Below are 16,328 nucleotides of genomic sequence, written 5' to 3' on the forward strand. Positions count from 1 at the left end.
GGAGTTAACGCATGGGCACGCACATATTCAGCGGAGGAGATGGCGCGATCACGCAGGTGGCCAACGGCTGGACATTCGATCCGGCCACGCCCGTCAAGCTCAAGACCAGCGGCCAGCAGGGCGTGGCCTGGCACAGCAACAACAGCGCCGCCATCCGCATCCCGCTGGGCACCATCAAGGAGCACGGCACCGACATGTCCAACCGCTACGGCGCCATGGACCAGGGCCAGCACGATCCCTCCAGCGTGATCGTGGGCTGGTTCACCAACGTGCGTGACCACGTGAACCAGCACGTCACCTACGTCAAATCCGTGGTGCACGAGGCCGGCGAGATGGTCGTCAATGGCGTGACCACCCTCACCAACGCCATCCTGGTCCGGCTCTCGCCAGAGACCCAGAAGATGATCGACAACGCCGGCAAGGTGTTGAAAGGCATGGAGGCCCGCCACTTCGGCCAGGCGGCGCAGGAAGAGGTCGATGCGATCCTGGAGATGCTCAAGGACCCGTCCACCTACGTGGGCCTGGGCGTGTCGATTGCGGCCACGGCCGTGCAGGGCGTGCCGATCATCGGCCAGATCGCCGGCGGCGCCGTGATGGCCGACCGCGTGGTGGGCACCGGCCAGGCGGCCGTGCAGGCGGCCGAGGAGATCCGCTCCATCACCGAGACCTGGGGTTCGGAGATGACCCCCGAGCAGCTGGAGGCGGCCCGCGTGCGCCTGGCCAAGTGGCTGCTGGGCAGCGGCGCGGCCTTGCTGGCCGCGATCGCGGGCAAGCGCTTCAAGCGCAAGACGCAGACCGAGGGCAAGAACGACACGCACCCCACCACGGAGCACAGCAACCGCAATAACCCCAATGGCAAGGGACCGTGCGAGTTTTGCGCCACGGGCGGGCCGGTCATCCTCTCCAGCGGCCAGAAGCTCATGGACGAGACCGACTTCACCCTGGCCGGCCCCATTCCCCTGGTCTGGCGCCGCCGCTACCGCTCCGGGCTCGCCGAGGATGGCCCCTGGGGGCGCGGCTGGAGCCATCCGGTGGCGCAGGAGCTGCGCCTGTCCGCCGACGGCATGGTGCTGCTGGACGAGGCGGGCCGCCATGTGCCGCTGCCCCACGTCGCCGTGGGCGGCGAGTGGTTCGATCCTTACGAGAAGTTCACCGTGCGCCATCCGCAAGATGGCCTTTGGGTCATCGCGCACAAGGGGGGCGTGGAGCACCACTACCGCCAGCAGGTGCCCGAGCAGTGGCGCCTGCCCCTGGCCCGGCTGCAGGATGCGAACGGCAATGCGGTTGCGCTGCACTGGGCGGCGGGTGATGCGGATGCCGCCACGGGCGAGGGGCTGACCTGGAGCGCCCGGCAAGCGCGCGAGCAGGCCATGGCCGATGGCACGGAGCATGGCGCCGCCAGTGCGGGAGCGTTCTCCTCCCCCTTCTCGCTGCCGCGCCTGATCGGCCTGTCCGATTCGGCGGGACGTCAATTGCGCCTGTCCTGGACACCGCCCACGGCCGATGCACTGCCCACCGACCCGCTGGGGGGCGCACGCCTGGCCGCCGTCGAGCTGCTGGCGCCCGGCCAGTCCGCGCCCCAGGTGCTGGCCCGCTATGCCTATGACGCGCAGGGCCAGCTCGTCGCCACGCACCACGGCGACCTGCCCTACCGCCAGTACGCCTGGCGCTCGGGCGTGCTGGTGGGCTACCGCAAGGCCAGCGGCCACCGCTACTTCGCCCAGTACGACGCGGAAGGCCCGCAAGGGCGCGTGCTGCGCTCCTGGTGCGCCGATGCGCCCGTGCCCGGCCAGGACGACGACCGCTTCGCCTACCTGCCGCACGAACGCATCACCCGCCACACCGACGGCCTGGGCCGCGTGACGGCCTACCACTGGGATGCGCGCTTCAACATCGTGGCCACCGTCACCGCAGAGGGCACGCCCGAGGAAGTGCGCGAGGAAACGCCGTTCGATGCCACCGGAACGCCCCGGGGCAGCACCGACCCGCTGGGCCGGCGCACCACGCTGCGCCACGACGCGCGCGGCAATCTCACGCAGATCACCAATGCCCTGGGGCAGTCCACATCGCTGCAGTACAACGCGATGGACCTGGTGACCACGCTGCGCGATGCCATGGGCTTCGAGTGGCGGCGCACTTACGACCGGCACGGCAATCTGGTGCAGATGACCGATCCGCTGGGGCAGGAGACGGCGTACCGGTACGACGGCCTGGGCCGGCCAGTGGAAGTCATCGATGCCAAGGGCGGCACCAAGCAATTGCGCTGGGATCAGGCGGGCAATCTGGTGGCCTACACCGACTGCTCGGGCCGCACGACACGCTTTGCCTACGACGCGATGGGGCAGCTGGTGCAGCGTACCGATGCGCTGGGGCAGGCAACGCGCTACACCTACGACAGCGCGGGCCGGCTCGTCCATGTGGCCGAGCCCGGCACGGACAGCGCCACCGCCTTGCACCAGTACACCTGGAACGGCGAAGGCCACCTGCTGGCCTATACCGATCCGATGGGCGCCACGACCCGCTACACCTACGACGGCGTGGGCCGCCCCCTGACCCGCATCGACGCAGCCGGCAGAAGTTTGGCCTACCACTACGACCGCGCGGGCCGCCTGATCGCCCTGGACAACGAGAACCGCGCACAGACCACCTTCCGCTACAACCTGCGCGACCAGCTCACCGACGAGATCGGCTTCGATGGCCGCTGGCAGCGCTACGTGTACAACGCCGCCAGCGAGTTGACTCACCTGATCGAAGCCGGCGGCAGCGAGGCCGGGCCGGGCAAGGTGACGCACTTCGAGCGCGATGCGCTGGGCCGGCTGCTGGCCAAGCGATCGGCGGGGTCGAATGGCGAGGCGGTCGATGAAACGATCTATCGCTACGACGCGCTGGGCCGACTCACGCAGGCGAACAATGGCGCTGCCCACCTTGCATTCGCCTATGACCCTTTGGGGCAGTTGCTTAACGAAACGCAAACGCTCATCGGCCAGGGTGGCCCTGGCCTGCCGCCACGCACAGGCCGCGCCGCAACGGCCGGCCGGCAGGATATGCAGCGCAGCTTGCGCCACCAATACGACGCGCTGGGCAACCGCACGCAGACCCTGCTGCCCGATGGGCGCACGCTGAACTGGCTGTTCTATGGCTCCGGCCACCTGCACCAGATCAACATCGCCCAGCCCGGACAGGAAGGCGCGCACGAGGTCATCGCCGATATGGAGCGCGATGCCCTTCACCGCGAGATCGAGCGCAGCCAAGGGGTGGCATCGAGTCAATACGAGTACGACCCGGCTGGGCGGCTTGTCCACCATCGCGCCGGTCACCGAGCCAGCGGCAATCTCGCGGCGCAGCCGGTGCTGGAGCGGGCCTACGCCTATGACCTCTCAGGGCAACTGGTGGCCCGGGGCGACACGTTGCGCGGGCGCCAGGACTTCCGCTACGACCCCACGGGCCGCATCCTGGCCGCGTTACCCGGGGCAGGCAGCCATCAGCCGCGAGAGCTGTTCGCGTTCGACCCGGCAGGCAACCTGCTCGATGGCGACGAGGCGCAGGTCGGGCGGCAAAGCAGCAGTGGCGCCAGGGCCGGCCTGGGCGTGGTGGGCGACAACCGCCTGCGCTTCTATCAAGACATGCACTTCGAGTACGACGTGCACGGCAATGTGACCAAGCGCACGCGGGGCAATCAGAAAGGCGGCAACGCCAGCGTCACGACGCTGCGATGGAATGCAAACCATCAATTGGTCGAAGCCATCACAGAACGCCATGGCGTGACGCAGACCACCCGCTATGCCTACGACGCGCTGGGGCGGCGGGTGTCGAAAGCGGACTCCTTCGGCACCACGCACTTCCTGTGGGATGGCGACCTGATGGTGCACAGCCAGCGCGGGGGCAAGGAGGCGCTGTTCGTGTACGAGCCCGACAGCTTTGTGCCGCTGGCCAGCATCCAAGGCACCGAAGAAAGCCGGCGCACCTACTGGTACCAGTGCGACCAGATCGGGGCGCCGCTGGAGTTGACGGATGCCCAGGGGCGCATCGCCTGGGCGGCGGATTACAAGGTCTGGGGGGAAGCCACGCTGCGGGCGGTGGCGAGGACGGGCACCGATGACGGTCCTGCCCGGCGCCGCATTGGATACGGGCCAGGACTGCATGAGGGCGACAGTGCCAGCGGCCGTTCATCCGCCCCGCCGCCCATCGAGCAGCCGTTTCGGTTTCAGGGTCAGCAGTTCGATGAAGAGACGGGGCTTCATTACAACCGCTTCCGGTACTACGATCCGGCTGTGGGGCGTTTTGTTAGCCAAGATCCCATTGGCTTAGGAGGTGGATCAAACCTATTTCAATATGCGCCTAATGCATTAATTTGGCTCGATCCTTGGGGACTTGCGAAATCTGGTCGATGGGAAAAAGTTGGCCAAGGCAGAGTTCGGATTGATCCCCCGCACGTAGAAAACACCAATCAACAGACGCATGCTCACTGCCAATGTCCATCAAGAAAAAAAGAAATAGTTATTAATAAAGATGGATCACAAAGCCATGGATCAAGAGGCGATACATCAGATTTAACAAGAGCCGAAAAGAAATACCTTAAAGATAAAGGTTTTAATATTAATGACTAAGCTACCCTCATTCAAAGCAACTGCCACCGAGAAAGACTGCCAAAATAGCCTCAGAATCGACGAAATCACGTTGCATGGCACGGCAGAAGCATTTCGTGCTATTGGAATATTTTTTATAAATGCGGCGCATGAAATGGATTTAAATGATACAGATCATGTTCATCTACAAGATAGTATAAAAAATTTCTCATCAAAAAAACATTGCGACATAATACTTGTAAATGAGAAAATTATTAATAATCTTTAAACGAAAGCACGCCAACGCCGCATGTTCAAACTAGAGATATTAATTTAGGGCCAAATGGTCAAATAACCACATCTAAAAAGACAGAAGTCACCACGGCTGCAACCAAACAAGATGTTAGAACAGCAAGACGCCTTGCCAAAGAAAAAGGACTTTGCAGATGAAGTCATCAAATGCAATTGAAATCATTACAAAATGGTACCAAATCAAATGCGATGGCCAATGGGAGCATGAGTTTGGAATTGAAATTAAAAATATTGACAATCCTGGATGGTGCATTCAGATAAAAGAGGATAAAAAAAATTACCCTTCACCTACGAAGTAGAATTTTCAGATGAGAACTGGGTACATATCAAGGCCACAGAATATAATTTTTCCGCCTATGGCGGACCCATTAATTTAAATGAATTATTGGAACAAGCAGCGAAGTGGTTAAATAATGAATAATTAAAGTAGAACCACCTCGATCTTGATTTCAACAACCTGGAGGTTGTAACTTCAAATCTGCCACGTGCTATCGCACCCTGCTTTAAAAACCCAGCCCTGCAAATCCAACGAACTGCACCAGCGCGAACTGGCAAAGCCATCCGCTGACTTCTACGAGCTTGTCGGCTCAGAAGCAATCTGCTATTTATTCAATAGCAACCAAGTCAATCAGGACTAGGGCATCAGGCACTTTTCACCCTTTTCTTCGGTGTGCGTGATTCCGTCAATCTGCTTTCGCTCCTAGATCGATAGCATCCAAGGCATATTCCACTAGGGCAACGGCCTTAAAACACCCTCAACCGCCTTTGCGGCTCTTTTCCCCCTCTCTTTCCCCACCTTTTCCCTCCTCCCCCCTCCACTTTCCAGTCCATGGGCACGCACATATTCAGCGGCGGCGATGGCGCGATCACGCAGGTGGCCAACGGCTGGACGTTCGATCAGGCCACGCCCGTCAAGCTCAAGACCAGCGGCAAGCAGGGCGTGGCCTGGCACAGCAACAACAGCGCCGCCATCCGCATCCCGCTGGGCACCATCAAAGAGCACGGCACCGACATGTCCAACCGCTACGGCGCCATGGACCAGGGCCAGCACGACCCCGCCAGCGTGATCGTGGGCTGGTTCACCAATGTGAAAGACCACGTGAACCAGCACGTCACCTACGTCAAATCCGTGGTGCACGAGGCCGGCGAGATGGCCGTCAATGGTGTGGCCTACCACTGGGATGCACGCTTCAACATCGTGGCCACCGTCACCGCCGAGGGCACGCCGGAGGAAGTGCGCGAGGAGACCCCATTCGATGCCACCGGAACGCCCCGGGGCAGCACCGACCCGCTGGGCCGGCGCACCACGCTGCGCCACGACGCGCGGGGCAATCTCACGCAGATCACCAATGCCCTGGGGCAGTCCACATCGCTGCAGTACAACGCGATGGACTTGGTGACCACGCTGCGCGATGCCATGGGCCATGCGTGGCAACGTGAGTACGACACCCGGGGCAATCTGGTGCGGATGACCGATCCGCTCGGCCAGGCCACGGCGTACCGGTACGACGGCCAAGGCAGGCCAGTGGAAGTCATCGATGCCAAGGGCGGCAAGAAGGTGCTGCGCTGGGATCAAGAGGGCAATCTGATTGCCTACACGGACTGCTCTGGCCGCACCACAAGGTTCGGCTACGACGCGATGGGGCAACTGGTGCAGCGCACCGATGCGCTGGGGCAAAGTACCCACTACCGGTACGACAGCGCGGGCCGGCTGGTGCATGTGGCCGAACCCGGCACGGACAGCGCCACCGCCTTGCACCAGTACACCTGGAACGGCGAAGGCCACCTGCTCGCCTATACCGATCCGATGGGTGCCACGACACGCTACACCTACGATGGCGTAGGCCGGCCCCTGACCCGTATCGACGCTGCCGGCAGAAGTTTGGCCTACCACTACGACCGCGCGGGCCGCCTGATCGCCCTGGATAACGAGAACCGCGCACAGACCACCTTCCGCTACAACCTGCGCGACCAGCTCACCGACGAGATCGGATTCGACGGCCGCTGGCAGCGCTACGTGTACAACGCGGCGAGCGAACTGACCCACCTGATCGAGGCAGGCGGCAGCGATGCCGGGCCGGGCAAGGTCACGCACTTCGAGCGCGATGCGCTGGGGCGGCTGCTGGCCAAGCGTGCCCAGGGACATGAAGGTCCGCCCGAGGAGACCACCTACCGCTATGACGCGCTGGGGCGGCTGACGCAGGCGAACAATGGCGCTGCCCACCTTGCATTCGCCTACGACCCTTTGGGGCAGTTGCTTAACGAAACGCAAACGCTCATCGGCCAGGGTGGCCCTGGCCTGCCGCCACGCACAGGCCGCGCCGCAACGGCCGGCCGGCAGGATATGCAGCGCAGCTTGCGCCACCAATACGACGCGCTGGGCAACCGCACGCAGACCCTGCTGCCCGATGGGCGCACGCTGAACTGGCTGTTCTATGGCTCCGGCCACCTGCACCAGATCAACATCGCCCAGCCCGGACAGGAAGGCGCGCACGAGGTCATCGCTGACATGGAGCGCGATGCGCTTCACCGCGAGATCGAGCGCAGCCAAGGCACGGCCTCCAGCCAATACGAATATGACCCGGCCGGCCGGCTGATCCACCACCGCGCCGGCCATCGTGCCAGCGGCAATGCTGCGCAGCCGGTGCTGGAGCGGGCCTACGCCTATGACCTCTCAGGGCAACTGGTGGCCCGGGGCGACACCCTGCGCGGGCGCCAGGACTTCCGCTACGACCCCACAGGCCGCATCCTGGCCGCCCTGCCCGGGGCTGGCAGCCACCAGCCGCGGGAGTTGTTCGCGTTCGATCCGGCAGGCAACCTGCTGGATGACCACGGCGGGCGGGTTGGGCGGCAGACTACCGCCGATGGAAGTGGCGGTCTGGGCGTGGTGGGCGACAACCGCCTGCGCTTTTACCAAGACCTGCACTTCGAGTACGACGTGCATGGCAATGTGACCAAGCGCACGCGGGGCAATCAGAAAGGCGGCAACGCCAGCGTCACGACGCTGCGATGGAATGCAAACCATCAATTGGTCGAAGCCATCACCGAACGCCATGGCGTGACGCAGACCACGCGCTATGCCTATGACGCGCTGGGGCGGCGGGTGACAAAATCCGACAGCTTCGGCACCACGCACTTCCTATGGGATGGTGACCTGATGGTGCACAACCAGCGCGGGGGCAAAGAGGCGCTGTTCGTGTACGAACCCGACAGCTTCGTGCCGTTGGCCAGCATCCAAGGTACAGAAGAAAACCGGCACACCTACTGGTACCAGTGCGACCAGATCGGGGCGCCGCTGGAGTTGACGGATACCGCAGGGCACATCGCTTGGGCGGCGGATTACAAAGTGTGGGGAGAGGCCACGCTGCGGACCGTGGCGCGAACCGGCACAGATGACCGACCTGTCCAGCGCCGAATTGGACACGGGCCAGGACGGCATGAAGGCGACAGTGCCAGCGGCCAGCAATCCGCTCCGCGGCCCATTGAGCAACCCTTCCGCTTTCAAGGCCAACAGTTCGATGAGGAAACCGGGCTTCATTACAACAGGTTCAGGTATTACGATCCGGGTATAGGGAGGTTTGTCAGCCAGGATCCGATTGGGATACTTGGTGGCAATTTGCTATACAGATATGAATCCAATTCATTAAACTTAATAGATCCTTTAGGATTAAAAAGCAAACAAGGCCGATATCACGGCCCGAAACCTGATTACGCCAATCCAGGACACCATCAACCTGGAAGCCCCGAATACCGCGGGGGTGGTGCAAATAAAACGGCGACAATTTCACCTTGTGCCGAAAAATTATATAAAAAAGCCGTCCCGGATAAAGATGGAAAGCACTGGTTTGCAATTGATGAAAAGGGCATAATTCATCAATTTAGAAATGGAAATGATGGCACAGTTCATTGGGCGGGAGATGAATCTCAAGGAAGGGGTCTCCAAGGCATTCCAAACGATGTTGAAAAGCGACTACGCCAAATGCACAAAGAAGGAAAAGGAGTAAAACTTGACTGCTGAGCATATCATCACTCCGCCATTTTCGACAAGCTTCAATACTGTTATCTCAGAAAATGGCGGGCACATCTTTATTGAGAATTTTCAGTTTAAAGTCGAAGGACAAAAATTATCCGACCCATCTCAAAGGGCCATTTTAGGAACATATATTGTTGACTTGCAAAAAGAAAAAGAAGAAGAATCAATACAAGATACAGCACAAAACGCAGTAATTTTTGAATATGCACTCAACACAACATCTATTCCAAGCGCCACTCGTGAAGAAAAACTTCTTCAACTACTGGAGCAAAAATATCAAAATTACAGAATACTAAATGGTCCGGAATTCTTTTACGGCTATTATGGGTATCTAATAAAACTTCCGGACGAAGATATCTTTATCGGTGGATGCAAACAAGCTTCCACAGAATCAATTCTCATCAAGGCCAAAATAACCAAAGGCAGTTACAACGAGCATACCCAAAAAATACTTAACTGCCTCACATCCACATTCAAAAAAAAACACCATGAAGATTTTTTAAAATTCAAAATATCCCACGAAAATTTATATTTTTTGCCATCCCCATCGATCCATGAAATATCAGAAAAAACCATTATAAATATAATTAAGTTTTTTCACGAAAACAATTTAACAGACAACCCTTCAATTAAAAAAAATTATTTGAAAGAATTGAAATACTCTGATCTAAATGAATTGGGCTGGGCAGCAAGTAAATTTATAGAGAAGAAATGGCTTCATACAAAAACAGTTAAAAGTGGGAATCCGGACTTCAATACTTTGAAGAAAGAGATCGACACCCTTAAAGAAAAATTGGAAATTAACTGAGATTTCAGGAGCTGTCCTCGTCCACACGAACAGCGGTACGACGCAATTGGCCTCCATCTATGGCCCCGTGGGACAGCTCCTGAACGAAACGCAGACCGTTCATCGGCCAGGGCGGCCCCGGTATGCCGCCACGGATAGGCCGAGCAGCAACGGCCGGCCGGCGGGACAAGAGACAGCCAAGGTCGCATAAAGAAGTCACCGTATTTCCGCCGCGCAGCTGCCGCCGCACCAGCCGTGCCCAGCTCCCCAGTGCAGCACACACCACATCAGGAGTCCGAACCATGAAGCTCTCTTCGAAGTACGCATTTCTCTGCGCATCGCTCACGCTGGCCTGCGCCACTTCGGCACAGGCCTTGCCTGATCTGGTGGTGCCCAGCGTTGATTCGCCCAACCTCGATGGCGGTGTCATCACGGTGCAGGTCAAGAACCAGGGCGCAGGGCCCTCGGCGGCCTGCTACCTGGCGCTGCGCGTCGTGCCGCCTGGCGGCAGCCTGAAGGTGTTCAGCCCGAAGATCCCGGCGCTTCAACCCGGCCAGCAGGTGGCGCTTTCGGTTCAAACCGGGTTCCTGCTGTCGCAAGCCGAATACGAGGCGATTGCGGACCGTTCCAACACGGTCCAGGAGACCAACGAGGCCAACAACCGCAACAAGGGGCAGTTCGGCGGCAAGCCCTGACGCCCTGGTGCGAAGGGGTGCATGCGCCCTGCCGATCAGTCCATGGCGGCGAAGCGCTTGCCTTTGATCGGGAACGGGCTACCTGCCGGCACGCACCCACGCATGACATGGGCGCCAATGCCACGCGCGTTGCGCACGTGTGCTTTGGCAAGAGACGCCCGCGTCTGCGCCTCAATCCATCCGCCCGGCGATTGGGCTCGGCCCGGAGCGGTGGCACGGCCGATGCCTTGCCACCGCTCCCGCGCATGCCGACATCAGGTGAAGTTCAACGACCGGACGCTGGCGCTGGTTCTCACGTCGTGGCGGATGCCCATCATCCCGTTCACGCCCCGGATGTCGCTGGCCGACTGTTCGTTGGCGTTGATCAAGAAGCGCGCCTCGCGGTAGCCGGGGTCCTTGTGGATGGTGTTGATCTCGCGCTCGGCGTGCTTGGCGGCTTCCTTGTCGCCCAGCTTTTCGGAGAGCGCGCGGTCCGCCTCCAGCAGGTTGCTGGTCTCCACATGGTTGGGGCCCCACTCCCAGTACAGCTGCGATGTGCCGGTCAGGTCGCGGTGCTCGCGCAGCCGGCCGGCGAATTCGCCGAGGATCTTCTTTTCGGTCTGCACGGCGTGGTCGCGGTCCGCCCCGTGCCGTGCGGGGAAGAACTTCTTGGCTTTGTCTTCCGCGAAGTTCTCCACGTCTGCTGCCAGGTTGTTCACGAAGTCCTTGCTGGTGACCAAGGTCTGCGTGGCAAAGCTGGTGGGCAGTTCCTGATCGTCGTACAGGATGCGCGTGGTGGTGCGCGTCTCGCCATCCCGGAAAAGATCGGCGGAGGCGGAGCCGAAGGTGGCCGCCCCCAGCGATGTCATGCTGGTGACGGCCTCCTCGGGAGGCTGCCCCGGGACGGCTTCCGGCGCGGTGACGCCTTCGATCAGGCCACTAAGCGATGCCAGGGCGCCCGTCACGTTGGCCTTGAACGCCTTGGATTCGGACTCGCGAATGACCTTGAGCGTGCCCGAGGTGTCGCGGTATTCGAGGGTACCCAGCCGCATCTCCCCGCCGACGCTTGCCTGGGGCAACCCCACGCGCAAGTCGCCCAGCGTCGTCCCGACGCCTCCGGACGTGCTGCCGGTGAGGCGGTGGTCCTTTTGCCGCACTTCGAACGCACCGATGGAGATGCTGTCGCCAAACTCCTGGTAGGCGCGCTTGACGAGCGAAGACTGGTCTTCCTTGTTGCCCGGGGTCTTGTAGGCGCCGGCTTCATCGGGCACGCCGATCAGCAGCTTGATCAGGCGGGCCTTTTGCTGTGCCAGGTCCCGGTCGCCGCCCACGCCGCCGGACTTGTGACGGGGAAATCCGAACACGGCGCCTTCCTGATCCAGCAGTTCGTAGCTGTGGCCCACATCGCCACCGACAAAGGCGGAAAACGATGCGGCCTCCGTCATGCCGATGTTGAAGCCCACCGAGGCGCCCGCCCCTTCCTGCACCCGCTTGACGGTGGACACGCTCATGCGCAGCGAGCTGCGGTCGGTGGAGACCCCGGATTCGAAGGAGACGATGCGGGTGCGCCCGCCGCCCAGGTCGGCACGGACGGACAGGGTGCCTGCGGACAGGACGCCCGAGATGACCTCGGTCACGTTCCGGCTGGTGCCCTGGGTGTTGCCCGCGTTGGCCAGCGAGAAACCCGACCCCAGTTCTTCGCCGCGAATCATCGAGGCGAGGATTTCTGCCGCTTCGACCCGGGTCTTGCCCTTCATCGCGGTATTGGACGGCACGCTGACCTGAGGGTCTTGCGACACGCGGGCGAACGCGGTCGAAAAGCCCTTCCAGTCGGGCTGGCCGGCCTCGGGGCGGTAGGTCTGCATCTCCAGCGCCGACTGCGCGTCGGACGGTCCGCCCGCATCGCCGGACCACGCCAGCAGCCGGGCGGGGGTGAGGGGCAGGTTCTGTTCGGCGAGCGCGGCGTCCACCAGTTTCCCGATCGGGTCGGCCAAGCCGGCGTCGCCGGTCGCAGCCTCCGGCAGCTGGATGGCCGCCATCACCGCCTGGCGCACCTGGGCCATGGCGGGTTCCGGGAGGTTGTCGCCGCGCGCCAGGCGGGGCAGCAGCAGCGCCTCCGCCTTGGCGCGCTGAAGGATTTCGGCGCGCACCATGTTGCGCAGCAGAGAGCCGCCCACGCCGCTGTCGTCCAGCAGCGCCTGCGCGTCCACCGTGTTCTGCGCACTGGGCAACGCGCCGTTCTCCACGCCTCCGCGCGCCTTGATCGTGGACTCCAGCACATCGACCATGTCCTTCATGGCCCGGCCTTCGTGGATGCCGCCGATGTGCGACAGCTCGAAGCCCATGTTCTTGCCCCGCGAGGAAACGATGGCGTCGTAGCCGTAGAAGGGGCTCTTGCCGTGGTGCAGCGACCCGTAGCGCAGCGTGTCCGCAATGCGTTGAAAGCCCTTGGGCGATGCGATGGCGCGGTTCAGGTGCATGCCCACGCCCTTTGCAGCGCGCGACTCGGTTTTGTGGAACTCGCTCTTGCTGCCGTCCGGATTGCGGGGCTTGTCGGTCACCATGCCGCCACGGGCCATCTGCACCGCGAAACGGCAGCCATGGACCTCCTGGATGGCGGGGTCAAGCTCATCGCGCACGGCCAGCAGCGCTTTCTCGGCGAGCGAGAGCGAGGATCCGTTGGCGATGGGCGCACCCGCGCGGCCGGGCCAGCCATTGGGCGTGGCCTCTACGGCCCTGCCCAGACGGCCATGGGCGAACATGCTGACCGGATCAAGCGCAGGAGCGGTGTTGCCCGCAGCGCGCGCCACTTCTGCGGCGGCACGCAGGTAGGCGCGCATCGGGCCGCGCTGCGCCGCAGTCAGAGCGGGCGCGCCATCCGCCGCGCCCTCGGGCTTTGCAGTGACCTTGCTTAGAAGGTCCAGCCCCTTGCCCCCCGGCATGCTTTCGATCTCGGCCGCGAATTTCCAGGCCATTTGCACATCGGCGCTGACGCCGTCCGCGGGCGGTGCCAGCAGGTCGGCCACCAGGCGCACTTGTGGCAGCGCCTGCAGGAGGCGCTCGGCTTGCGCCGTGTCCTTGCTGTGGGTGGCGAGCGCCTTGACCAGGACGACGGTCTCACCCGCCGACATGCCCGTGGCGGCCTTCAGTTGCAGGACGCTGGCTTCCAACGCCTTCTTGCGGTTGGCCGGACCGTCGAAATGCTTCGTGATGGAGCCGAAGATGGTGGCGTCTTTTCTGAGGGCCTCGGTGACTGCGCCTTCCTTGGGCAAGGTGCGGCCGACGCGGGGCGCGGCCTGCTGCAGCGTTTTGGGCACCTTGACGGCCGAAGCGCCTTCCTGGCCGACGAAGCTGCCGAACTTCGGCGCTGCAGATGACACCTTGCTCTGGAACGGATTCCAGGGTGGCGATATCGTGGTGCTAGATACGCCGAAACCGTGCTTGAACGCACCTTCCTTGAGGCCCTCGGTGACCTTTTTCAGCTTGGACAGGCCGTCCTGGCGCCGCAGGTCCTGCGCAGGGGCCTCGCTCGCGATGGGCCCATCGGCAACCGACGAGGCCGAACTGTGTCGACTGCTGACGCTGTTGCTGTCGCCGTCGCCGTCACCACCGCTGTCGTCGCCGAATCCCCGCACCTGCTGCTTGGCGCCGATCTCGACGATTTCATCGCTCTCGGCCATGTCCAATGTCTCCGTCCCATCCTCGGGCTTCGAGACACTCTCCAAGGGGTTGGTCGCCCCACCGGAGGTCGATGCATAAGCCGTTTGAATGGAAGGCTTGCGGAGGGGCCACCCCGCACTAGCTTCATCCACCCCAGAAGCTTTGCCACCCGCATTACCGGAAGGTGGTGGCGTTTTCGGTGCCTCTGATTTCGAGGATTTGATGCCTACCGCTTTCTTGATGTTGCTTGCGAGCTTGGCCTTGAACGATTTGCGGGGTTTGGACTGACCGAGGACTGTAGATTCCTCATCCGCTTTCGGCACATTCTTGTCTGCTGCTGCGGCCTTCAGGTCCTTCAGCGTCTGGGCCGTGACGGGATCGCCACCGTTGTTGGTGACGTGGTTGTCCATGAAGTCCTTGGTCAGGACGTTCTGTTCGAAGTCGCGCACCTGCTTGCGCGACGCCACGAACACGCGGTCGTAGGTGCCGTTGAGCACGTCATGCTTGGCTTTGGCGCTCATGCCCTGGAACAGGCCTTCGTCGTACATCTTCTTGGTGGCTTCCCAGGTGCCGGTTTCCTTGGGCGCCAGCGTGTCGGAGCCAAAGCAGATGCGGTGACTGTGGTCCTGGATGAAGCCGCGCCAGGCGGTGAGCGACTGGTCGTCCTTGCCGATCTGCTTGGCCACTTCGCTCCACGAAATATCGAGGTTGAGGTTGGGGCAGTCCGCCAGCAGCTTCTTCAATGCATCGAGATGGCCTTCGCCCTGCTGCACGAAGCGGCCCAGGCCACCGCCGTGCGCCCAGACGATCTGGGTGTCCTTGACACGCGGGTCGCTGAACATCTTGCGCAGCCCTTCCAGGTTGGCGGGCGCCCGGGCTTCGGTGGACTTGCCTTTGCCGTTGAACTCCTCGACCTGATCGTGCAGGTTGTCGATGTCGCAATGCAGCACCACGGGCGTGCCGACCACCCCCGCCACTTCCAGCAAGCGCGTGAGCGGCTTCATGCGGCCGGTCTGGGTGCTGGCCTGCAGCAGGCCACCCGCGAACATGTCTTCCACCAGTTCCTTGTGGACCGTGATTTCGCCGATGCCGGTGAAGGTGCCCTTGGTCTTGTACAGCTCGTACAGCAGGCGGTCGCTCACGCGCGGGTCGCCCAGGTGCAGGCCGGTGATCATGGGATCCAGACGGCTACGCTGCGCCTCGCTCATGCTGGAATTCTTGATGACCGTGGCCAGATCGGTGTTGACGGCAGTGTCCACATACAGGATGGACGCATCGACGATTTCCTTGATCAGGCCCGGGTCCTTGCGAAAGTCGTCGATGTCCAGCTTGGGGCGGCTGGCCAGTTCTTCGCTCGTGCGACCAGCCAGCACACGGTCTTCGATCTTCTTGGGCACGTAGTAGAACTCGAGCGGGCCGCAATGGTGGGCATGCTCGCTGCCGCCCAAATGTTCGGAGATTTCGTGGGGATTGAGGGCGGTGGTCGCGCCGTCGGCACCGGGCAGCTTGGCTTGCAGCAGCGACGTGGGGATGGGCATCAGCGTGGTGTTGCGCACGCCGATGTCGTCCATCATCTTCAGCAACTGCTCGGGGTTCAGCCCGCGCTGGACATAGTTGGTGGGGTGCATGTGGCTGTCGCTGTGCGCTTCCAGCCCGCTCGACATAACGAAGCTCGGCACATCGAAGTGGTTGCCGACCGTGATCGGCTCGCCAGCCTTGGGGTGGTCCGGGCCATGCTTGATGACCGCACCGGAGTGCCGCTTGCCCACCAGCGAGTCGGGGCGCACGCTGCCGTCGCTGAAGCGCTGGGGCTGGCCGACCACCATGCTGTCGGTGGAGGAAGGCACGGAAGCCGATTTACCCGATTTACCCGACCTAGTGAATGCGGTGCGCAGGCCGTCGAGCACGCCACTTCCACTGAACTTGGAAGACTTATTCGTGGACGAAGCCCCACCACCCTTTTTTGACGTCGTCTGTTGCAATGCAGGGGAGGTGACGGACGCTTTCGACAATGACGATTTGCCAATGGCCATATATATCTTTCAGTTGTTAACAAAGACAATCCAATTGATATTAATTTTTCTCCCTTGCTGCCCAAACCTTGCTTTGCGAACGAAAGAAACGACAGCCAAGCGAACCTTTGCCTTCGCGCCCGGAACTCCCGCCTTATTAATCGTCTATATGCTACCCATGAAGAAAATGCCGGTTCTGGTCACCCAGATACCGGCATTTTTGACATTCCCAAATGCGATGCCATTTGAAAATGGCGGCAGGACAAGGACTTAGCGAGGGATTTC

Annotated in this window: 8 protein-coding genes; 7 read left to right on the top strand and 1 reads right to left on the bottom strand. The window is 61.6% G+C overall.

The genetic code is table 11. The features are described 5' to 3' along the window. Window positions 1–11: 11 nt before the first annotated feature. From M5C98_RS17650 to M5C98_RS17665, 6 genes are all read left to right on the top strand, one after another. A complete protein-coding gene (locus M5C98_RS17650; protein WP_272548763.1) occupies window positions 12–4,607 on the top strand; it encodes an RHS repeat-associated core domain-containing protein in 4,596 nt (1,531 codons plus the stop codon). Next, window positions 4,600–4,854 (top strand): Imm32 family immunity protein, encoded by a 255-nt coding sequence (locus tag M5C98_RS24815; protein ID WP_442867195.1) that lies wholly within the window; start codon window positions 4,600–4,602, stop codon window positions 4,852–4,854. The genes M5C98_RS17650 and M5C98_RS24815 overlap by 8 nt, the downstream gene beginning before the upstream one ends. Window positions 4,855–5,011: 157 nt before the next feature. Further along, window positions 5,012–5,176: an Imm53 family immunity protein gene (locus tag M5C98_RS24820; protein WP_442867196.1), complete on the top strand. Its 165-nt coding sequence runs from the start codon at window positions 5,012–5,014 to the stop codon at window positions 5,174–5,176. Between the two features lie 734 nt (window positions 5,177–5,910). Then, a complete protein-coding gene (locus M5C98_RS17655) occupies window positions 5,911–8,895 on the top strand; it encodes an RHS repeat domain-containing protein (protein WP_272548764.1) in 2,985 nt (994 codons plus the stop codon). Continuing rightward, complete coding sequence (locus tag M5C98_RS17660) at window positions 8,885–9,718, top strand: hypothetical protein (protein WP_272548765.1); 834 nt, start codon at window positions 8,885–8,887, stop codon at window positions 9,716–9,718. The genes M5C98_RS17655 and M5C98_RS17660 overlap by 11 nt, the downstream gene beginning before the upstream one ends. A 281-nt stretch (window positions 9,719–9,999) precedes the next feature. Beyond that, a complete protein-coding gene (locus M5C98_RS17665) occupies window positions 10,000–10,392 on the top strand; it encodes a CARDB domain-containing protein (RefSeq protein ID WP_272548766.1) in 393 nt (130 codons plus the stop codon). A gap of 254 nt (window positions 10,393–10,646) precedes the next feature. On the opposite strand, the gene M5C98_RS17670 is transcribed toward M5C98_RS17665, so the two are convergent. Beyond that, window positions 10,647–15,878 carry a hypothetical protein gene (locus tag M5C98_RS17670; RefSeq protein ID WP_272548767.1) on the bottom strand — a complete coding sequence of 1,744 codons (5,232 nt, stop codon included), beginning with the start codon at window positions 15,876–15,878 and terminating at the stop codon, window positions 10,647–10,649. On the opposite strand from M5C98_RS17670, the gene M5C98_RS17675 reads away from it, so the two are divergent. Further along, on the top strand, window positions 15,856–16,317 hold the full coding sequence (locus M5C98_RS17675; RefSeq protein ID WP_272548768.1) for a hypothetical protein: 462 nt from the start codon (window positions 15,856–15,858) through the stop codon (window positions 16,315–16,317). The two genes, M5C98_RS17670 and M5C98_RS17675, sit on opposite strands and share 23 nt — an antisense overlap. Window positions 16,318–16,328: the final 11 nt, after the last annotated feature.

The sequence above is a fragment of the Acidovorax sp. NCPPB 3576 genome (assembly GCF_028473605.1).
In the GTDB taxonomy this organism is placed as follows: domain Bacteria; phylum Pseudomonadota; class Gammaproteobacteria; order Burkholderiales; family Burkholderiaceae_C; genus Paracidovorax.